Genomic DNA, 22,057 nt, shown 5'->3' with positions numbered 1-22,057 from the left:
CTTTTAACATTGTCCAGAGAGGCAAGGAAAGGTTCGATTGACGAATGTCATGCCCCTTCATGAGGGACATGGCAGAGCCGTCTCTTTAAACGAGCCTTTCCACCACTGGAAAAGCTCGTTTTTTGCGTAAGCATGGAACATAGGACGACAGAACAAAGCAGGCAAAGGTAGAACAATTAGGAGGGAATAAAAATGAAACATCTACTATCTATGAAACATCTTTCAACTGACGAAATCATGATGATCCTGGAACGTGCAGAGCAATTCAAGAAATATGGGATTCGTCAAACACCATCTCCATACATAATCAGCAATTTGTTTTTCGAACCGAGTACAAGAACTAAAACGAGTTTCGAGATGGCGGAGTTGAAACTGGGTCTTGATGTCCTTCCGTTCGAACCTGGTTTCTCCAGTGCATTAAAAGGAGAGAGCCTTTACGATACTGTGAAAACGTTGGAAGCGATCGGCCTAGATGCATTGGTTATCCGGCATCCGGAAGATGGCTATTATGAGCCGTTGCTCGACAACGTCAATGTTTCATTGATCAATGCAGGTGACGGTTCCGGCCAGCATCCGACACAGTCCTTACTGGACTTGTACACAATCAAAGAGGAGTTTGGCAGTTTTGAAGGCTTGAAGGTATTGATTGCAGGGGATGTTGCCCATAGCCGGGTAGCCCGTTCCAATGCGGATGCACTGAAACGGCTTGGCGCGGAAGTTACGTTCCTCTGTCCACCAGAGTGGGCAGGAGAGTTTGATTGTGTGAATTGTTGGGATGAAGTCATTGGAACAAGTGATGTCGTCATGCTCCTTCGTGTTCAGCATGAAAGGCATGATGAGCAAACGTCAATGACGAAAGAAAGCTATCATGCACAGTACGGACTGACTGTTGAACGGGAGACAATGATGAAGGAAAAAGCGATCATCATGCACCCGGCACCAGTCAATCGGGATGTAGAAATAGCAGATTCCTTAATTGAGTGCGGACGTTCCCGCATATTCAAGCAAGTTGAGAACGGCGTTTACGTAAGAGCGGCAATTCTAGACATGATATCAAAGGGGAGACAATGAAATGAATACGATTCTGACAGATGTCCAGCTGATAAATGATGAAGGGGTTGCCATCACGGCAGATATAAAATTGAAAGGCGATATAATTAGTGAGATTGGCCCGAATTTAGATCGGCAGGACTCGACAGTTATTGAAGGCGAAGGGCTTTGGGCCGCTCCAGGATTCATCGATGTACATGTGCATTTGCGTGAACCCGGCGGCGAGCATAAGGAAACGATTGATTCCGGAACACTTGCCGCTGCCAAGGGTGGCTACACAACAATCTGTGCGATGCCGAACACGAGACCCGTTCCGGATACAAAAGAAAATCTGGCGCATATCAATTCGCTCATCCGTGAAAAAGCACATATTCGCGTGCTGCCTTATGCGTCCATTACAATTCGGGAAGCAGGGAAAGAGCGGACAGATCTGGCGGCACTAAAAGAAGAGGGAGCTTTTGCCTTTACTGACGATGGCGTCGGTGTCCAGCAGGCTGGCATGATGTACGAGGCGATGCAGGATGCAGCAAAACTGGATATGGCCATTGTCGCTCATTGTGAAGACAACACGTTAATTTATGGCGGTTCCATGCACGAAGGGAAACGGAACAAAGAACTTGGCTTACCAGGCATACCGTCCATCGCTGAATCAGTGCATATCGCAAGGGATATTTTACTGGCGGAAGCGGCAGGTGCGCATTACCATGTATGCCATGTCAGTACAATGGAATCAGTGAGAGTCATCCGTGATGCGAAAAAGGCGGGAGTCCACGTGACGGCTGAGGTCACGCCCCACCATCTGTTACTATGTGAAGACGATATCCCTGGTGATGAGGCAGATTGGAAGATGAACCCTCCACTTAGAAGCACGGAAGATCGCGATGCACTAATTGAAGGCTTACTGGATGGGACGATTGATTTCATTGCGACAGATCATGCTCCTCATACGGCTGAGGAAAAGGCAGCCGGTTTTGCGAAAGCTCCATTCGGCATAACAGGTTTTGAGACAGCGTTTCCGCTTCTTTACACTCGTTTCGTCAAGAAAGGCGAATGGACTTTAAAACAATTGGTAGATTGGATGACCGTGAAGCCTGCACGTGTATTCGGCCTGCCATATGGATCAATTGAAGTGGGAGCTAAAGCGGATCTTGTATTGCTTGATTTAAACAAAGAACAGACAATCGACCGTTCAACGTTTATCTCAAAAGGAAAAAATACACCATTTGACGGCTGGACATGTTTCGGATGGCCGACAACAACAATCTTTGAAGGCAAAATCGTATGGAAGGATGGGGAATGATGAAAACAAGATATCTCGTCTTAGAGGATGGAACAGTTTTCAAGGGCGAAGCTTTTGGTTCTGAGCAGGCATCCATCGGTGAAACGGTTTTTACGACAGGAATGACCGGTTATCAGGAAGCGATATCTAACCCATCCGGTTTTGGCCAGATCTTAGTCATGACCTATCCTCTGATTGGGAATACAGGCATTAACCGAGACGATTATGAATCAATCGAGCTGGCAATCAACGGAATTGTTGTCCGGGAATATAGTGATGAGCCATCCAATTTTCGTAGCACTATGACGTTAGGCGATCTTCTTACACTAAAAGGGATTCCGGGCATCCAAGGAATTGATACGAGGAAGCTGACTCGTTTGCTGCGTGAGAAGGGCCCGTTGAAAGGCAAGCTGACAGCGGCAGGGGAAGAGTTGGATGTTGTTGTAGCCAACCGTGAAATCGAGGCATATGAAGTACCGGTAAATCAAGTTGGTGCCATGTCGACTAAGAAAGCCTATTCTAGCCCTGGCCAAGGCAAGCGTGTGGTCGTCATCGATTACGGTTTGAAACATGGATTGCTGCGCGAATTGAACAAACGTGATTTTGACGTAATTGTTGTACCATATAACACTTCAACTGAAGCCATACTTGCGCTTGTGCCGGACGGTATTTTACTATCGAACGGACCGGGCAACCCGGAAGATGTGGAAGGGGCGTCACATACGATCAAACATCTTGTTGGAAAGGCGCCAATCTTTGGTATCGGACTTGGCCATCAGCTCCTTGCCATGTCGTACGGAGCGAAAATCCAGAAGATGAAATACGGACATAGCGGCGGGAATTATCCCGTCAAGGATTTGACAACGGGAAGGACAGAATTGACTTCCCAAAGCCACAGTTATGTGTTGGAGGAATCCTCCATCGCTTCGACTCCGCTTTCGGTTACGCATCGGGCGCTGAATGATGGAACGGTCGAAGGAATCTGCAATGATGCGGATCGAGTATTCTCGGTACAATTCCATCCTGAAGCATCATCAGGGCCGCATGACGCAAGCCACTTATTTGACCGCTTCGCCAATTTAATATATTCCAGCACTCGAAAGGAGAATTTCTATGCCTAAACGTCAAGACATCCAAACGATTCTCGTCATCGGTTCAGGTCCGATTGTCATTGGTCAAGCGGCAGAGTTCGACTATGCAGGAACACAAGCATGCTTGTCGTTAAAAGAAGAAGGTTACCGTGTCATCCTCATCAACTCCAATCCCGCGACGATCATGACAGACACGGAAATCGCGGACAAAGTTTATATTGAGCCTATTACGCTCGATTTTGTCAGCAGAATCATTCGCAAGGAACGCCCAGATGCACTTCTTCCGACACTTGGAGGGCAAACAGGGCTTAATATGGCGATTGAACTTCAAGAATCGGGTATCTTGGATGAGCTCGGCATTGAAATCCTGGGGACAAAACTGGATGCGATCCATAAAGCGGAAGATCGTGACTTATTCCGCACGCTGATGAATGAATTAGGCGAACCTGTGCCGGAAAGTGAAATCGTTCATAACTTGCAGGAAGCCCAGGCTTTTGTAAAGGAAATCGGCTATCCGGTCATCGTCCGGCCAGCTTTTACATTGGGTGGCACAGGCGGAGGTATTTGTTATAACGATCAAGATTTAGAAGAGATCGTTACAAGCGGCTTGAAATACAGCCCGGTGACACAATGCCTTCTTGAAAAGTCCATTGCTGGATATAAAGAAATTGAATATGAAGTGATGCGGGATTCTGCCGATAATGCTATTGTCGTCTGCAATATGGAAAACGTCGACCCGGTCGGCATCCATACAGGGGATTCCATCGTCGTCGCACCATGCCAGACAATGACAGACCGCGAAAACCAAATGCTTCGGAATGTATCGTTAAAGATCATCCGCGCGCTGAAAATCGAAGGCGGCTGCAACGTTCAGCTCGCTTTGGACCCACATAGCTTCAACTATTACATTATTGAAGTGAATCCGCGGGTAAGCCGTTCTTCTGCCCTTGCTTCAAAGGCGACAGGTTATCCAATTGCTAAGCTGGCTGCAAAGATTGCGGTCGGCCTCACATTAGACGAAATGAAAAACCCTGTAACTGGGTCAACTTACGCGTGCTTCGAGCCGACAATCGACTATATCGTTAGTAAAATTCCACGCTGGGCGTTTGATAAATTTGAATCTGCAAAGCGAAATCTTGGAACGCAAATGAAAGCGACAGGCGAAGTCATGGCAATCGGGCGGACATTCGAGGAATCAATTTTAAAGGCAGTCCGCTCATTGGAGACAGGCCAATTCGGCCTTTCATTGAAACATGCAGAAAACCTGACAGATGAATGGATTGAAAAAAGGATCAGACGTGCAGGAGATGAACGGCTCTTCTTCATCGGCGAGGCACTGAGACGCGGAGTGGCAATTGAGACAATCCATGAATGGAGCCAGATCGATCTGTTCTTCTTGCGGAAACTTGAAAAAATCGTGGCAATGGAACGGCAGTTGCAAGCTGATCCTTTCAACGCAGATGTTCTTTATAAAGCGAAGCGAATGGGCTTTTCTGATGTGACGGTTGCAGCATTATGGAATAAAGAGCAACGGGAAATTTACGACTTCCGTAAAGAAAATGGGATCGTTCCCGTATACAAAAAAGTAGATACATGCGCGGGTGAATATGAATCGGATACGCCGTACTTTTACGGAACTTACGAGGAAGAGAACGAATCCGTAAAATCTGATAAAAAAAGTGTTGTCGTCCTTGGCTCGGGTCCAATCCGGATCGGGCAAGGCGTCGAATTCGACTATGCAACGGTTCATTCAGTATGGGCAATCCAGCAAGCGGGCTACGAAGCAATCATTATTAACAACAACCCGGAGACAGTTTCAACCGACTTCTCGATATCTGATAAATTATACTTCGAACCGCTGACGATAGAAGATGTCATGCACATAATCGATTTGGAGCAGCCGCAAGGGGTCATCGTCCAATTCGGAGGGCAGACAGCCATCAATTTAGCTAACGCATTGGAAGAACGGGGTGTCAACATTATCGGCACGTCTATTGAAGATATCGACCGTGCTGAAAACCGGGATAAGTTTGAAAAGGCTCTACGCGAAATCGGAATCCCTCAGCCGCTTGGCAAAACAGCTGTATCTGTTGAGGAAGCCGTTGTCATTGCGAATGAAATCGGCTATCCTGTCCTCGTCAGACCATCTTACGTACTCGGCGGACGGGCGATGGAAATCGTATATCGGGAAGAAGAATTACTCCACTATATGGAACATGCTGTGGAAGCGAGCCCTTCCCATCCGGTTCTGATCGACCGCTATTTGACCGGAAATGAAATTGAAGTAGATGCCATTTGCGATGGAAACAATGTATTGATTCCCGGCATCATGGAACATATTGAACGCGCTGGCGTTCACTCCGGGGACTCGATTGCGGTTTATCCGCCGCAAAACCTATCAGCATCGATGGTGGAGACAATTGTCGATTATACAAAACGGCTTGCAATCGGATTGAACATCAAGGGATTGCTCAACATCCAATTTGTTATCTCGGAAGGCCAAGTATATGTTATCGAGGTTAACCCGCGTTCCAGTCGGACTGTACCATTCTTAAGTAAGATTACAAACCTGCCGATGGCCAATATCGCTACGAAAGCCATTCTTGGACAAACAATCACTGAGCAGGGGTATAAGACAGGGCTGGCCCAGGCCCCTGCAGGGGTTTATGTGAAAGTGCCGGTGTTCTCATTTGCTAAGCTTCGAAGAGTGGATATCACGCTTGGACCTGAGATGAAATCAACGGGAGAAGTAATGGGGAAAGACATTACACTTGAAAAAGCGTTGTATAAAGGGTTAGTTGCTGCCGGCATGGAAATTAAAGAGTATGGATCGGTGCTGATGACTGTATCCGATAAGGATAAAGAGGAAATGGTGGACCTCGCTAAGAGATTCATCAAGATTGGCTACCGGATTTTGGCGACAGAAGGTACAGCGAAAGTGTTGGAAGCTGCCGGAATGAGTGTAGAAACAGTAGGAAAAATAGGAGCAGAAGGTCCGACTTTGCTGGATGTGATCCAAAAAGGGGAAGCACAACTGGTCATCAACACATTAACAAAAGGCAAGCAGCCTGAGCGTGATGGTTTTAGAATCCGCAGGGAGTCTGTTGAAAACGGAATTCCATGCCTGACTTCTATCGATACAGCGGATGCCATGCTTTGTGTGATTGAATCTATGTCCTTCCAGTCAGACCATATGCCAAAACAACAGGTGGTACTATGATTATACAAGAGCAAATGAAAGTCGTGCGGCATGCTGAAATTGCCGAACATATTTTTGAATTAACTTTAGCCGGTAAACTGGTCGGGGAAATCTCATCCCCTGGCCAGTTTGTCCATGTCCGCGTATCGGAAACAATGGAGCCTTTGCTTAGAAGACCCATTTCAATTGCCTCTATAGATAAAGAATCTTCCCAGATGACGATCATTTATCGAGCTGAAGGACGAGGCACGAAGCTTCTTTCGGGTAAATTATCCGGGGAAACTGTAAATGTGCTAGGTCCTTTAGGAAATGGTTTTCCTGTCGAAGAAACAGCTGCTGGCGAAACGGCTGTATTGATTGGGGGAGGCATTGGTGTTCCACCATTATATGAATTATCAAAGCAACTGACGGCAAAAGGTGTTAAATGCATTCACATCCTTGGATTCCAGACGGATGCAGTTTGCTTCTATGAGGAACAGTTCAAACAACTGGGCGATACGTATATCGCTACGGTAGATGGATCGAGAGGAACGCAAGGTTTTGTCACGGATGTGATGGCGCAATTGCATATCGATTTTGCTACGTATTACAGCTGTGGCCCAATGCCGATGTTAAAAGCAGTGCAAGCTGCTTATTCAGAGAAAAAAGGATTCCTATCATTTGAACAGCGGATGGGTTGTGGCATTGGCGCCTGCTTCGCTTGCGTTTGCCATACAACCGAACAAACCGGACAGGATTATGTCAAAGTGTGCTCGGATGGGCCAGTATTTCCAGCGGGGGTGGTCTCCATATGAACAGATTATCAGTGAAACTTCCTGGCTTGGAGTTAAAAAATCCGGTGATGCCGGCATCGGGGTGCTTCGGTTTCGGAAAGGAATACGCGAATTTCTATGATTTATCAAAGCTCGGCGCTATAATGATCAAGGCGACGACACTCGAGACAAGATTCGGCAATCCGACCCCGCGTGTAGCGGAGACGGCTTCCGGCATGCTGAACGCAATTGGCCTGCAAAATCCCGGTCTTGAAAGCGTAATGGAAAATGAATTGCCTTGGCTTGAACAGTTTGACGTTCCGATCATTGCGAATGTAGCAGGGACAGAGACAGCGGATTACGTAGAAGTGGCAAAAACCATTTCGACGGCTCCTAACGTGAAGGCATTGGAACTGAATATTTCCTGTCCGAATGTCAAATGTGGCGGCATCACCTTTGGTACCGATCCAGTTCAAGCCTGTGATTTGACAGCGGCTGTGAAGGAAGTATCAAAAGTGCCGGTTTACGTTAAATTATCTCCTAATGTAACGGATATTAAGGAAATTGCCAAAGCTGTAGAGGAAGGCGGTGCAGATGGACTGACCATGATCAACACACTTATTGGCATGCGTCTCGACCATAAAACCGGCCGACCGATCATTGCGAACGGAACAGGGGGACTATCCGGCCCTGCCGTCAAACCAGTCGCCATCCGGATGGTGTATGAAGTGAGCCAGATGGTCAATATTCCAATCATCGGAATGGGTGGAATCTCGGAAGCAGATGATGTCATTGATTTCCTATCAGCCGGCGCGAGTGCTGTTGCTGTCGGAACTGCCAATTTTGTCGATCCTTTCGTTTGTCCGAATATCATTGAGGAATTGCCAGCGAAGTTGGACGATCTTGGCATCGGCCAACTATCTGAACTTGTAGGAAGGAGCCATCGACTATGAAAACATCCCCAATTATCGCATTAGATTTTGATTCTGCCGAGAAGGCGTTTGCGTTTTTGCGTCCGTTTGATGGAGATGTCAGCGTTAAAGTGGGTATGCAGCTTTATTACAAAGAGGGGCCATCCATTGTAGCGAAACTGAAAGAGCTTGGATTCGATGTTTTCCTGGACTTGAAATTACACGATATCCCAAATACCGTAAAATCCGCTATGGAAGTTCTGGCCGGCTCCGGGGTTGATCTTGTCAACGTCCATGCGGCAGGTGGAAAAACGATGATGGAAGCCGCCTTGGAAGGCCTGGACAAAGGTACGCCGTCCGGCTCGAAGCGCCCGGCTCTCATTGGCGTCACACAGCTCACTTCGACAGATGAAAAGCAAGTCGCAGAAGAGCAGCTCATCCGTGTGCCACTTGAGGACTCTGTTCTTCACTATGCGAAATTGACGAAAGCAACCGGTTTGGATGGCGTGGTCTGTTCAGTCCATGAGTCAGCTGTCATTACAGAAGCATGTGGTAAAGAATTTTTGAAAGTCACGCCAGGCATCCGTTTGCCGCAAGGAGAAACGCAGGATCAGAAAAGGATCGCAACGCCTGAGGAAGCGAGACTTGCAGGTTCTACCCATATTGTCGTCGGACGGGCCATCACTGGATCGGCTGAACCGAAGGCGGCATACGACTTAATAAACGCACTATGGAAAGGACAGAACTAATTATGAGTCAGAAGGAAATTGCTAAGATACTATTGAATGTCGGTGCAGTCGAATTAAGCCCAAACGATCCTTTTACGTGGGCATCCGGCATTCAATCACCTATATACTGTGATAACCGGTTAACAATGTCCGATCCGTCCGGCCGCAAACAAATCGCGGAAGGACTTGCTGAACTAATCCGCACTCATTTTCCGGAAACTACATTAATTGCCGGAACAGCAACAGCTGGGATCCCACACGCTGCATGGGTTGCGGACATCCTTGGGCTCCCGATGGTTTACATCCGCTCGAAAGCAAAGGGACATGGCAGAAGCAAGCAAATTGAAGGGAAAGCGGCTGCCAATGACAAAGCCGTCATCATCGAAGATTTGATCTCCACTGGAGGAAGCAGCCTGAACGCGGTGGAAGCTCTCCGTTCCGAAGGAGTCGAAGTGACCGGTGTCGTTTCAATCTTTACATATGAATTGGCAAGCGCAGATGCTGCATTCTCAGAAGCCGGGCTCGTCTACAAAAGCTTGACCAATTTCGGTTCCTTAGCTGAAGCAGCTGTTGAAAGTGGGGCAATCAGCAATGAATCAATGGATGGACTGCTGGCGTGGCATGGAAAATTGAAAGAAGGCTTGTTGTAATAATAAGTTGTGATTGTAAAGCGTTATGTCTTTTTATTGGCATAACGCTTTTTCACGCTGGTTTCGACAGTATATACCTATTTTGTAAGTGATGGTAAGCTGAATGGTGTATCATGGTGAATGAGGTGAAGATCAACAGATGAAAAATATGAAATTTGTATTTCCCTTCCTCGTTGCAGCTGCACTGGTGACCGCGCCGAATGTAGAAGCCAATGAACGTCAGACAGTTCAGGAGGAAAGGGTGACTCCTTTTACCGATATTACAAATGAGTTTAGGGCAAAAAATGAAATTTTATGGCTTGTGGATAATGGTATTCTGACGGGATTCCGCGATTTGCAATTTCGGCCTTCAACAGCCATGACGATGGGGGAGGCAGCGCAAGCATTCCATCGTGTTATATCCTTACCAGGATTGCCTACTGAATCAGGCCAGGAATCGTTGAATGATGAAATGCTCGTACAAGCGATGCAAAATGCCGAGATTTTTCAAGCACCTCCCAACGGCATGTTGACGAAAGAGAGCGTCATGACAATGGGCCAGTTGAAAACTGCAATTCGCCAAGCATTCGAGTTAACTGATGATAAGGTGGAGGAAATCTGGCCAGCTGCCAGACAAAGCCAAGGAAAGGCTGCGTTATTCGGAATTAAAAACCCGGTTCAGAAAAAAGTGTTGCTTGAAAGAGGAGCAGTCGACCGTGCCACGTTCTCAGCAGTGTTTTACAATGCGATGAAAGAAAAGAACATGGGACCTGAAGATAAAAATTATGAGTTATCGGCAGCGGTTCAATCGCCAGATTTTTCGCCTGTGATCGAGCGTGTGCATTTAGAGAAAGTTTCATTTGATGAGCATCCAATCTACTTGCGTTCCGAAAAATCAATCCGATTTACAGGACATACTCGAATAGATAACGATTTCTCTAGAGACAATATATATCTTTATGATGTGGGTGAAGAAGGAACAACGATCGAATTAACCGTTCGATCATTTGACAACGGGGACTATTTCCTATTCTCTAAGCTGGAAAATCCAACGGACGAAGCGGTTACGGTCGATGTCTTGCAAAAGGAAAACTACGTGGATAGCTATGAGCTATATCGGTTTGACCAGCACCCAATCAAGCGGAACACCGAGGATTTGTTCAATGCGGATCTTACATCCTATCCGACGGGCGTCCTTCGCTTCCTCAATCAAGACGGGTCGGTGCAGGAGCGGATGGTCGGCCAATCGTACCGATCCAGGCAGCTTGCAATGGAGTATGCGGAAGGCGGCCGTAGCGGTATGCGTGAATTGCTCGCTGAAGAGCAGTCTTTATCATTTACCCAGATCGGTTCCACCTTTATGTCCGTCCATGCCTTAAAATCTGAAGGTAATGACATGGTCGATCAATGGTATTTAAATTCGGAGAATATGCTGTTCAATGAAGATGCGCATCGTGAATCTTGGATGCTGGAAAGCGCGCAGTACTATAAGAAACGGAACAATTGGTACACGGCAATCGGCCCTTTCAATAAGATGGTGACGACGACAGAGCCGCTACCGGAGAATGGGCAGGGGTATGGCAGGAGTTTATTGCACATGAAGGAAGATCGGGCGATGACGTTGTTCCATGAACAGCAGGACCGATACTTTGAGAATTTGATTTATAATGCGTTCGTCAATTTGAAAAACTTCAGGGGTGATAAGCCGTATTGGGAAACGGAAGTGACAAGTACGTATCTGAAAGGGCTATATGGCATCACAGCTCCGTTCATTGACACCCGATTCAATGAACAGATCGCGTTATTCTACTACCGAAGCGGCGATGAATTCGACATTAGCGAATATAAGGAACCGCTGCGGAATTATGCGGATTTATTAGTCTCCCAAAAAGAGCAAGGCCATGTCATTCCGGTAGCAAAGAACGCGTACTACATTTCGGACTATTTCCCGATCATCCAGGAAGGACCGACACACGCGTCCATGAACCACGTACTCGGCGGCATGAACATTCTCTTAATGGCCTACAACGAGTTCGGGGACGACAAGTACTTGGAAACGGCAAAATCGATCCAAAATGCAATCGTCATCAACAAGAATGATTGGATTCGAGATAACGGGGATATTTGGTATCGCATCGCGCCGGACTATGGCTATAAAGGCGATGACTACAAGCATTTGACGTTAGAGGACTTGATCAACTCTTACAGCCTATGGGAGCCGATTGATCCAAGCTATCTTCCTGTACTGGAAGAGATGATCGCATCTAAAGCGTCTTATTTGTCTAATGAAAAGCTCGGCTATACAACGAAAATCAAAAATGGGCTAAGCAAACTCGGTTTACTGAAATACTTGCCAGATGGCGAGGAACGGACCGACGCGCTGTAAGTATTTGATTTTCTTTCATACTAGAACTAGCGGACTGCAGATGAGCTCGTGTAATAGCGGGTTTGTTTGTAGTCTGTTTTTGTGTTGGATTTTATTTTTTGGTGGAAGTTACTGGGGCTCAGCCGGAGTTATTGGCGTTCGCTTTGATATACTGGCGTTCAGCTGATTTATCTGGCGTTCGCTTCGATATACTGGCGTTCAGCTGATTTATCTGGCGTTCGCTTCGATATACTGGCGTTCAGCTGATTTATCTGGCGTTCGCTTCGATATACTGGCGTTCAGCTCATTTATCTGGCGTTTGATCCGATATACTGGCGTTTAGCTGATTTATCTGGCGTTCGCTTCAACATACTGCCGTTTAACTCAATTACTTGGCGTACACGCCATCCTTCTGGCGAACAGACTATTTCACTGTCAATCATATCCCATTCCAGGTATCTCCCCAAACACAAAAAAACAGGAATGGAAGCAATCTCTCCTTCCATCCCCGCTCATATTGCGAATTATTTCTTCAACTGTCTCACCAAATCTTCATCTGGTGTAACAAATATCGTTTTTTGTTCGAAATAGATGACAAAGCCGGGCTTGGCACCGCTTGGTTTTTTGACGTGCCGGATTTCGGTGAAATCGACTGGGACGGAAGCGGACTCCCGTGCTTTGCTGAAGTAAGCGGCTAGCGTGGCGGCTTCTCGAATGGTTTCTTCATCTGGTTCGGCCTCATGGATGACCACGTGCGATCCCGGTATATCCTTTGTGTGCAGCCAGACATGGTCACGGGAAGCTGTTTTGAATGTGACATAGTCATTCTGTTTATTGTTTTTACCGACGGAAATTGGAATGCCTGCGCTGGAAACATATTTCTCCGGTGAAGGTTTTTTTGTTTTTTGCTTCTTCTTCAGCTTGCGTGCTTTCATATAGCCCAGTTCGGCAAGCTCTTCCCGAATTTCATCGATATCTTCCGTGGAAGCCTGCATCACTTGCTGTTTGATCATTTCAAAGTATTCGATGTCCTCTTTTGCCTTTTCCAGCTGTTCTGCAATCATGATGAGGGCATTCTTCGCTTTTACGTAACGGGCGTAATACCGCTGTGCGTTTTCAATCGGTGTCTTTCTTGGGTCTAGCGGGATGGTGACCGTTTCACCTTCTGTATAATAGTTGTCTACAGTAGCTTCTGTTTCTCCCTTTTGAATCGCATAGCTGTTGGCTGTCAATAGTTCGCCGTACAATTGGAAGGTATCCAGTTTGCTCGCCGCATCCTGTTCTTTTTGCAATTTCTTCATTTTCAATTGAAGCTTCGCAATTTCATTATCAAGCCAGCGTTCCAAATCGGCTGCCTGGGATTTTACCCGTTCGCGCTCCGCCCGTGCGAAATAAACTTTGTCCAATAGCGTGCCGAGCGTTTCAAAATAAGTCAAGGTCGCGTCTGCATGCGTTAACGGAGTGGCCGAAAATGAAATTTTGCCATTGATGACTGCATAATTGGGCTTTGGCTCATTTCCGTTGAATGATGCAAGGAAGTTTTGATAGATAGCGAACCTTTCGTTTTTGGAGGTAGACTGCAATCTGTACAAAAGCTCCTCCGCATTCAGCTTGGAAAATCCGGACAGAGAGCTGACAAGGTCTCCCGCTGTTTCAAACGATGCGAATAACTCATCGAAATCTTGCTCTGTCAGGGTAAACGGATTCTTCTTCTCTTGTGGCGGTGCCGGTATATACGGCTGTCCCGGCAAAATCGTTCGATAGCTGTTCATCGATGGAGGCAGATGTTTCATGCTGTCGACAATCATATTCCGAGACGGATCAATCAATAGGATGTTACTGTGGCGCCCCATAATTTCTATGCTCAGGACACGCTCCATATCATCCCCAATTTCATCCTTCGCACGGATCGAAAGATTGATGACTCGGTCCGTGCCGGCTTGTTCAATCTTCGTTATCATACCGCCTTCCAAATGCTTCCGAAGGACCATGCAAAACATCGGCGGTTCCGCCGGGTTCACAATCGTCTCTTCAGTAAGTTGAATTCTTGAGTAGGAAGGATGTGTGGACAGCAGTAATTTATGATTCCGATTGCCCGCTCTAATATGCAAGATAATTTCCTGTATGTTCGGCTGATGGATCTTTGTAATCCTGCCATTTTGAATCTGCTGAAGCTCTGAAGTGACTGCAGCAGTGAATAAACCGTCAAATGCCATAATGAATTCCTCTTTCAAAAAAATCGTTTAGTCCCATTTTAGCACTCTATTGAAGAGATATGTTATAATATGAGTATGCTGTTTAACAAATAACGAAGTTGTTAAGCCTAAGGATGCTTGAAAGGCATCTTTACGTACGTCTGCTGTTTTCTTCCGAGAGTGTAAACTAGAATGAAACGGGACGAATTTGAGAATACATAAGAAGAGGGATTGCATGTACAAACAACGTGGCTTGTTGATCGTTCTTTCCGGCCCTTCCGGCGTTGGCAAAGGGACGGTGCGAAAAGAACTGTTTTCACAACCGGATACGAATTACGAATACTCGATTTCCATGACAACGAGGAGCCCTCGTGAAGGTGAACAAGATGGAGTCGATTATTTCTTTAAGTCCCGGCAGGATTTTGAACGGCTGATCGGGGAAGGAAGATTGCTGGAATATGCCGAGTATGTAGGCAATTATTATGGGACTCCGCTTGACTATGTCAATGAAACACTAGATGCAGGCAGAGATGTGTTTTTAGAAATTGAAGTTGTCGGTGCTGCTCAAGTACGGGAAAAAATGCCGGATGGTTTGTTCATCTTTTTGGCGCCGCCTAGCTTATCGGAGCTCGAAGATCGGTTGGTCGGAAGAGGCACGGAAAAAGCAGACGTCATTGCGAGCCGCGTGCTGAAGGCGCGGGAAGAGCTTGAGATGATGAATCTGTATGATTATGTTGTGGAAAACAACGAAGTCTCCAAGGCTTGCGACCGGATTAATGCAATTGTTATGGCCGAACACTGCCGACGTGAACGTGTCGAAAAAAGATATTTACTTATGTTGGAAGGGGAATAAATTCATGTTATATCCATCAGTCGATTCATTAAAAGAGAAAATTGATTCGAAATACACGCTTGTGACGCTTGCTTCTAAACGTGCAAGAGAGATGCAGGAGACGAGAGAGGTTCTTCTGGACTACTATCGTTCCCATAAAAATGTTGGTAAAGCACTTGAGGAAGTGGCTGCGGGTGTCCTTTCCATACAGGCACAGGATGATTCCATCGTATACGAAGACGAAGTCTGATCTTTCAACCTGAAACGGTTAGTTCCATATACCAAGCTACGCTCCCTATGAATTGTTTCTTAGGGAGTTTGTCGTTTTTATATAAAATGCATCCGATTGGATGGACAGCCATCTATAGAAAAGCACCGCCGTATACTCCATGCCCCGCACAGGTAGGGGGGTCAGGAAGCAACAGTGGTCTGAAACCTTACAAAAGAAGTTGCAGATATGAAGAAAGGGTGGAATGGTGTTGTTAAATAAAAACATACTCCTCTGTGTAACTGGCGGGATCGCAGTATACAAAGCGGTTGCACTTGTCAGTAAATTGACACAAGCTGGTGCGCAAGTGAAGGTGATCATGACGGAATCCGCCATGAAATTTGTCACTCCGCTTTCCTTCCAAGTATTATCCCGAAATGACGTGTATTACGATACGTTTGATGAAAAAGATTCGCGAGTCATCGCCCATATTGATTTGGCGGACTGGGCGGATCTTGTTGTCGTTGCGCCTGCGACGGCAAATGCCATAGGGAAAATTGCGAACGGCATTGCAGATGATATGGTGACAACGACGCTGCTGGCCACGACGGCAGATGTCTGGATTGCACCAGCGATGAATGTCCATATGTATGAAAATAAGGCCGTCATGCGGAACATTGAGACGTTGCATCAGGATGGATACCGTTTCATTGAACCTTCTGAAGGGTTTTTGGCTTGCGGTTATGTAGGGAAAGGGCGATTGGAAGAGCCGGAGAAGATCGTCTCCTTGATTTCGGAACACTTTAATTCCAGAAAAAAACCACTGCCTTTGCAAGGAAAAAAGGTGGTCATTACAGCTGGTCCGACACGTGAACGAATCGATCCAGTCCGGTATGTGTCCAATTTTTCTAGCGGGAAAATGGGATACGCGATGGCGGAGGCCGCTGCTGCTTTAGGGGCAGAAACGATACTCGTATCGGGACCTGTCTGCTTAGCGAAACCACAAGGTGTAAAAGTACTCGATGTCGAGAGTGCTCAGGAGATGCTGGAAGCCGTCCTCTCGCACTATGGAGATGCTGACATCGTCATTAAATCGGCAGCTGTCGCCGACTATCGTCCAGCTGTAGTTCAACAGCAGAAGATGAAAAAGAAAGATCAGCAAATGGCTTTGGAGCTTGAGAAAACGACTGATATTCTCAAAACTCTTGGAGAAAGGAAAGAGGGACAGCTGCTCGTCGGCTTTGCGGCAGAAACAGTTGATGCCATTGCATATGGACAATCGAAACTAGAGAAAAAGAACTTGGATTATATTATTGTAAATGACGTAACAGATCCGGGAGGCGGATTTGGAAGCGATACTAATGTCGTGACGTTGTTATCGAAGAACGGCACCCATAAGCCATTTGAGGCGATGGCCAAGCCTATGTTGGCCAAAAAATTATTAGAGTCGATCATGGAAGAGGAAGAAGTGATGCCGCATGATCGCTGAGGTCATCGTCGATGTCGCAGCGTATCCAATTGATCGGCCTTTTGACTATGCGGTTCCTCCGCATTTGGAGACGGTCATACAGTGTGGGTCTCGAATCAAAGTGCCATTCGGTCCGAGGGCAGTTCTAGGTTATATAGTGAATCTGAAAGAAGATAGTGATGTTCCTGAAGAGAAATTGAAGCCGATTGCCGAGCTGATTGATTTGGAACCGGTTTTATCAGAAGAGCTGTTGCAGCTGTCTAAATGGCTTGCAGAGAAAACGTTGTCATACGAGATCGACGCGTTGCAGGTCATGCTGCCTGCAGCGATGCGGGCGAAATATGAGAAATTCATTACAGTCCATCAGCTTGAAAACATTCAAGATGAGGAATTCAGGCAGTTGGTTGGGAATAAAAAAAGAATTCCCTTAAAGCAGGCGGCTGGTTCTGCTAGCCTTTTGAGGAAGCTGAAGTCCTATGCAGCGGAAGGAATTGTATCCGTAGATATTGCGATCGGCCAGCAGACTGAAGTGAAAAAGACGCGTGTGGTCACACTGGCAGACCGGGATACAATTACTTCTCTGCTCGAATCGATCCATCCAAATGCAAGGAAGCAGAAGGATCTGCTGCACTGGATGGTCGAACGGGCTGGACAGACGATAGCTGCAGCTTCCGTCATTGAGCAATCCGGTATCCAAAGTCCAACTTTGAAATCGGTTATTGAAAAAGGTGCGGCAACGGAGAAATATGTGGAAACGTACCGTGAACCAGAGGCCCCTCGCTTGAAAGATACTGCGATTCCGGTTTCATTGACAGACGAACAAGAGCTATCTTTAGCGAAAGTGACGACATCGTTTGATCAGGGCAACGCGGAAACTTTCCTCTTGCATGGCATCACAGGAAGCGGAAAAACGGAAGTTTATTTGCGTGCCATCCAACACGTTTTGCAGCAAGGGAAAGAAGCGATTGTCCTCGTTCCTGAAATTTCATTGACCCCTCAAATGACTGCACGCTTCCAAGAGCGTTTTGGCGAATTGGTTGCTGTCATGCATAGCGGTTTATCTTCAGGTGAAAAATATGATGAATGGAGAAAAGTACACCGGGGCGAAGTAAAAGTCGTCGTCGGTGCCCGCTCCGCTATTTTTGCCCCGTTTGAGAATTTGGGACTGCTGATCCTGGATGAGGAGCATGAATCGACGTATAAACAAGAGGATAACCCACGATATCATGCGCGTGATGTTGCGATATGGCGTGCGCAATATCATCATTGTCCCGTTATTTTAGGAAGTGCTACTCCTTCACTTGAGTCATTTGCTAGAGCGTCCAAAGGGGTTTACACACTTCTCACCCTTTCAGAGCGGGCCAAAAAACAAAGCTTGCCGACGGTCCATGTTGTCGATATGCGGGAGGAATTAAAAGAAGGGAACCGTTCGATGTTCTCTGTTCCGCTTGCCGAAGCGATGAGACAGCGACTCGAGAACAAAGAACAGACCGTTTTATTTCTAAATAAACGCGGATTCTCGTCTTTTGTTCTTTGCCGAGATTGTGGAACCGTCGTTCAATGTCCGAACTGCGACATTTCATTAACCTACCATCGGGCGAACGAATGTCTGAAGTGCCATTACTGCGGACATGAAGAACCTGTTCCTCTTCAATGTCCGGAATGCCAGAGCGAGCATATCCGGTTTTTTGGAACAGGAACACAAAAAGCTGAGGAAGAGATTGCAAGATTGCTTCCTGAAGCTCGAGTTTTACGCATGGATGTGGACACAACAAGGCAAAAAGGATCTCATGAGCGGCTGTTGCGCCAATTTAGCGAAGGGAAAGCGGATATCTTGCTCGGCACCCAAATGATTGCGAAAGGATTGGATTTTCCTGCAATTACACTCGTTGGTGTGCTCGCTGCAGATACCACTTTGCATTTGGCTGATTTCAGAGCTGCCGAGAAGACGTTCCAGCTGATGACACAGGTGAGTGGCAGGGCAGGCAGGCATGAACTGCCCGGAGAAGTTTTCATCCAAACTTATTCTCCTGAGCATTATGCCATTGAATTATCGAAAGCCCAGCAGTACGAACCCTTTTATCGTCTGGAGATGGCGTCAAGAAAGCAGTTCGGGTATCCGCCCTTTTACTATATTACCTTGCTGCAGTTTACTCATGAAGATTTATTGAAGGCGGTGGATTTTGCAGAAAAAGGCACCCGGTTTTTGAAAGACAATCTCTCACCGGAAACGGTCATTATCGGACCTGCTGCTGCAGCAATCAGCCGTGTGAACAATAGATATCGATATCAATGTTTGCTAAAATACAAAAAAGAACCGAAGCTGACGGAAACTCTCCAGCAGCTGATTAAAATCTATCGTACCGATTGGATCAAATCGGGATTACTTATGTCGGTAGATGTTGATCCAACATCCATATTTTGAAAAGAGGAATTAAATTGGCCATATTGGAAATTGTGAAGCATCCTTCACCTATATTGACACAATCATGTAAAGAAGTAGTGGCGTTTGACAAAGAGCTGGCAACCTTGCTGGATGATATGCATGACACCATGGTAGCTGCAGACGGAATTGGATTAGCTGCACCGCAAGTGGGCAAGCCAATTCGCGTAGCAATCGTCGATATGGGCGAAGGAAATGACGTAATCGAAATGGTGAACCCTGTCGTAACTGCGGTAGGCGGTTCAGAAGTCGAAGTGGAAGGCTGCCTCAGTTTCCCAGGTCTATACGGTGAAGTCGAACGACCGTTTTTCGTCCGGATTGAAGCGCAAGAACGGGACGGGTCCCTGTATCAATTAGAAGCCGAAGATTATGAAGCGAGAGCTATCATGCATGAGATTGATCATCTCAATGGCGTATTGTTCGATTCTAAAATTCTGCGAGTGGTCGATCCTTCGGAATTTGAGGAAGAGCCAGACGACCTGGAGGAGGATGAACAGAATTGACGAATATCGTATTTATGGGTACACCCGACTTTTCTGTCCCTGTACTATCCATGCTAGTAGATGAAGGCTATTCCATTTTGGCTGTCGTCACGCAGCCTGACCGGCCCGTTGGCAGAAAGCGTGTGTTAACGCCGCCCCCTGTGAAAGAGGAAGCAATCCGGCTAGGGCTTGACGTTCTCCAACCTGAGAAGTTAAGAGGTTCAGACGAATTGAAGAAGCTGGTCGAGATGGCCCCTGATTTGATTGTTACCGCTGCATATGGTCAAATTTTGCCAAAAGAGCTTCTAGATGCCCCAAGACTCGGCTGCATTAATGTTCACGCTTCCTTGCTGCCGAAATATCGAGGAGGCGCACCGATCCACCAGGCTGTTATGGATGGTGAAACCGAAACGGGTGTAACGATCATGTATATGGCAGAAAAACTGGATGCTGGTGATATCATTTCCCAAGTTACTGTTCCAATCAAAGAGACTGATGACACCGGCATGATGTTCGATGCTTTATCGGAAGCGGGCACGCAGCTTTTAAAAGAAACGTTGCCGTCGATTTTGGATGGAACGAATAAAAGAAGATCGCAAAACGAATCCGAAGCCACCTTTGCACATAATATATCTCGGGAACAAGAACGGATCGATTGGAATAAACCGGGACAGGCTATTTACAATCAAATCCGCGGATTGCACCCATGGCCAAACGCCTACACAACCTTCCAAGGTGACAATGTGAAAATGTACAAGGCTGAAAAGGTGCATCGTAATTCGGCTTCCGGGCAACCAGGCACCATCATCTCCATTGATAAAGAGGAAATGATTGTTCAATGCGGCGATGATATTGCTTTGTCGATAAAAGAGCTGCAGCCAGCCGGAAAAAAGCGCATGGCGATCGACGTGTTCCTTAACGGCGTCGGATCCAAATGGAAAGTAGGAGACCGTTTCGAATGACAACTAGTAAAAAGAAAATATGGAACGGCAATGTGAGAGATGCTGCACTATCCATTCTGTTGGAAGTGGCAAACAATCAAGCCTATAGCAACCTTTTGCTGCATAAGACAATGGAGACCTATTCGATCGCACCGAAAGATCGAGGATTATTGACTGAGTTGACGTATGGCACCTTGCAGAACAAGATGACACTGGATTATTACGTGAAGCCGTTTGTCCGTGGGAAATTGGACAAATGGGTGAAGGAACTTCTTCGATTGTCAGTCTATCAACTCGTCTATCTTTCTAAAATACCGCCACACGCTGTAGTGCACGAAGCGGTGGAAATCGCGAAGAGAAGAGGACATAAAGGGATTTCTGCGACTGTGAACGGCATTCTCCGTTCCATCCTGCGCGAGGGTGTTCCTTCGGTGGAGGAAATCGAGGACGACATTACGAGATTGTCGATCGAGACAAGCCATCCCGAATGGTTGCTGCGCAGATGGATCGATCAATATGGCGAAGAGAGCACCATTGCGATGGCCAGCCGGAACAATATGCCCCCGACCATGACGGCGCGAGTCAACACGATGAAAACGACTACGGAAGAAGTAATGAAACAGTTGGCGTCTGAAGGGTTTCAAGTGATGAAAGGGGAAGTTGTTCCAGAATGCATCCGTGTCGCTGGAGGAAACTTGGCGAAAACAGAGGCGTTTGCAAATGGCTTAATTACCATTCAAGATGAAAGCTCCATGCTGCCCGTTCTCGCCTTAGATCTGGAGCCCGGAATGTCTGTTTTGGATATGTGTGCGGCTCCAGGAGGAAAAACGACATTCATTGCAGAAAAGATGAAGGATGAAGGAAAAGTGTTCGCGCACGACTTGCATGATCACAAATTATCCCTTATTACGTCCAGCGCCAACCGGCTAGGCTTAGGATCGATCGAAACTAGAAGCGGTGACAGCAGGAAGCTGACGGAAATCTATCCAGCTTCATCTTTTGATCGTATTTTGTTGGACGCTCCGTGCAGTGGTCTCGGAGTTATCCGGAGGAAGCCGGAAATTAAATATAATAAACAAGAAAGTGACTTGCATGCTTTGGCGGGAATCCAGGCGGAGTTGCTGGATACGGCTTACCGCTTAATTAAAGAAGAAGGCATCATCGTCTTCAGTACTTGTACGGTTGATCAAATAGAGAACATCGGGTCCGTTTCCGAATTCCTGCAAAGACATCCTGATATGGAAACGATTCCGCTAGAACATCTGGTGGGGCATGAAACAGAAACAATAAAAGGGGACATGCTTCAAGTCTTGCCTCACCATTTTGACAGCGATGGCTTTTTTGTAGCTGCGCTGCGCAAGAAGAAATCGATGAGATAAAAGGAAATCTTGGGGGGGTACAATTGGTGCAGTATGAATTCAGGACAGATATCGGGAGAAGAAGGTCTGTAAATGAGGATAGTGCGGCGGTTTATGAACTGCCGG

The 22,057-nt window shown here is 46.7% G+C and carries 17 protein-coding genes; 16 read left to right on the top strand and 1 reads right to left on the bottom strand.

Annotated features, from left to right (window positions below; genetic code table 11):
* The first annotated feature begins 192 nt into the window (after positions 1-192).
* The 9 genes from NCCP2222_RS08220 (at position 193) to NCCP2222_RS08180 (ending at position 12,025) form a co-directional block, all read left to right on the top strand.
* The gene (locus tag NCCP2222_RS08220; RefSeq protein WP_248511383.1) at positions 193-1,071 is read left to right on the top strand and encodes an aspartate carbamoyltransferase catalytic subunit; all 879 of its coding nucleotides are present in this window, start codon (positions 193-195) and stop codon (positions 1,069-1,071) included.
* A gap of 1 nt (position 1,072) precedes the next feature.
* Complete coding sequence (locus tag NCCP2222_RS08215; protein WP_248511382.1) at positions 1,073-2,350, top strand: dihydroorotase; 1,278 nt, start codon at positions 1,073-1,075, stop codon at positions 2,348-2,350.
* Positions 2,350-3,450: a carbamoyl phosphate synthase small subunit gene (locus tag NCCP2222_RS08210; protein ID WP_248511381.1), complete on the top strand. Its 1,101-nt coding sequence runs from the start codon at positions 2,350-2,352 to the stop codon at positions 3,448-3,450. Before NCCP2222_RS08215 ends, NCCP2222_RS08210 begins: the two co-directional genes overlap by 1 nt.
* Positions 3,443-6,640: a carbamoyl-phosphate synthase large subunit gene (gene carB / locus NCCP2222_RS08205; RefSeq protein ID WP_248511380.1), complete on the top strand. Its 3,198-nt coding sequence runs from the start codon at positions 3,443-3,445 to the stop codon at positions 6,638-6,640. The genes NCCP2222_RS08210 and carB overlap by 8 nt, the downstream gene beginning before the upstream one ends.
* Positions 6,637-7,413, top strand: a complete 777-nt coding sequence (locus NCCP2222_RS08200) for a dihydroorotate dehydrogenase electron transfer subunit (RefSeq protein ID WP_248511368.1) — start codon at positions 6,637-6,639, stop codon at positions 7,411-7,413. Before carB ends, NCCP2222_RS08200 begins: the two co-directional genes overlap by 4 nt.
* The gene (locus NCCP2222_RS08195) at positions 7,410-8,324 is read left to right on the top strand and encodes a dihydroorotate dehydrogenase (RefSeq protein WP_248511367.1); all 915 of its coding nucleotides are present in this window, start codon (positions 7,410-7,412) and stop codon (positions 8,322-8,324) included. Before NCCP2222_RS08200 ends, NCCP2222_RS08195 begins: the two co-directional genes overlap by 4 nt.
* Positions 8,321-9,031, top strand: a complete 711-nt coding sequence (pyrF, locus tag NCCP2222_RS08190) for an orotidine-5'-phosphate decarboxylase (RefSeq protein WP_248511366.1) — start codon at positions 8,321-8,323, stop codon at positions 9,029-9,031. The genes NCCP2222_RS08195 and pyrF overlap by 4 nt, the downstream gene beginning before the upstream one ends.
* A complete protein-coding gene (gene pyrE, locus NCCP2222_RS08185; protein WP_282570691.1) occupies positions 9,031-9,660 on the top strand; it encodes an orotate phosphoribosyltransferase in 630 nt (209 codons plus the stop codon). Before pyrF ends, pyrE begins: the two co-directional genes overlap by 1 nt.
* 139 nt (positions 9,661-9,799) lie before the next feature.
* Positions 9,800-12,025: an S-layer homology domain-containing protein gene (locus tag NCCP2222_RS08180; protein ID WP_248511364.1), complete on the top strand. Its 2,226-nt coding sequence runs from the start codon at positions 9,800-9,802 to the stop codon at positions 12,023-12,025.
* Positions 12,026-12,528: 503 nt separating this feature from the next.
* Here the strand turns inward: NCCP2222_RS08180 and NCCP2222_RS08175 are convergent.
* The gene (locus tag NCCP2222_RS08175; protein ID WP_248511363.1) at positions 12,529-14,220 is read right to left on the bottom strand and encodes an Rqc2 family fibronectin-binding protein; all 1,692 of its coding nucleotides are present in this window, start codon (positions 14,218-14,220) and stop codon (positions 12,529-12,531) included.
* Positions 14,221-14,434: 214 nt separating this feature from the next.
* Between NCCP2222_RS08175 and gmk the strand changes: the two genes are divergently transcribed.
* The 7 genes from gmk (at position 14,435) to rsmB (ending at position 21,952) form a co-directional block, all read left to right on the top strand.
* Complete coding sequence (gene gmk, locus NCCP2222_RS08170) at positions 14,435-15,052, top strand: guanylate kinase (RefSeq protein WP_248511362.1); 618 nt, start codon at positions 14,435-14,437, stop codon at positions 15,050-15,052.
* Between the two features lie 4 nt (positions 15,053-15,056).
* Entirely contained in the window at positions 15,057-15,281 is a 225-nt protein-coding gene (rpoZ, locus tag NCCP2222_RS08165; protein WP_238084175.1) for a DNA-directed RNA polymerase subunit omega, read from the top strand.
* A 226-nt stretch (positions 15,282-15,507) separates the two neighbouring features.
* Complete coding sequence (gene coaBC, locus NCCP2222_RS08160; protein WP_248511360.1) at positions 15,508-16,728, top strand: bifunctional phosphopantothenoylcysteine decarboxylase/phosphopantothenate--cysteine ligase CoaBC; 1,221 nt, start codon at positions 15,508-15,510, stop codon at positions 16,726-16,728.
* Positions 16,718-19,132, top strand: coding sequence for a primosomal protein N' (gene priA / locus NCCP2222_RS08155; RefSeq protein ID WP_248511358.1), 2,415 nt, complete (start codon positions 16,718-16,720; stop codon positions 19,130-19,132). Before coaBC ends, priA begins: the two co-directional genes overlap by 11 nt.
* A gap of 14 nt (positions 19,133-19,146) precedes the next feature.
* Complete coding sequence (gene def, locus NCCP2222_RS08150) at positions 19,147-19,653, top strand: peptide deformylase (protein WP_248511355.1); 507 nt, start codon at positions 19,147-19,149, stop codon at positions 19,651-19,653.
* Entirely contained in the window at positions 19,650-20,594 is a 945-nt protein-coding gene (gene fmt, locus NCCP2222_RS08145) for a methionyl-tRNA formyltransferase (RefSeq protein WP_248511353.1), read from the top strand. The genes def and fmt overlap by 4 nt, the downstream gene beginning before the upstream one ends.
* Complete coding sequence (rsmB, locus tag NCCP2222_RS08140; RefSeq protein WP_248511351.1) at positions 20,591-21,952, top strand: 16S rRNA (cytosine(967)-C(5))-methyltransferase RsmB; 1,362 nt, start codon at positions 20,591-20,593, stop codon at positions 21,950-21,952. The genes fmt and rsmB overlap by 4 nt, the downstream gene beginning before the upstream one ends.
* The last annotated feature ends 105 nt before the right edge of the window (positions 21,953-22,057 follow it).

The organism is Sporosarcina sp. NCCP-2222, assembly GCF_023168145.1.
Lineage (GTDB): Bacteria > Bacillota > Bacilli > Bacillales_A > Planococcaceae > Sporosarcina.
This window is presented reverse-complemented; position numbering and strand designations above follow the sequence as displayed.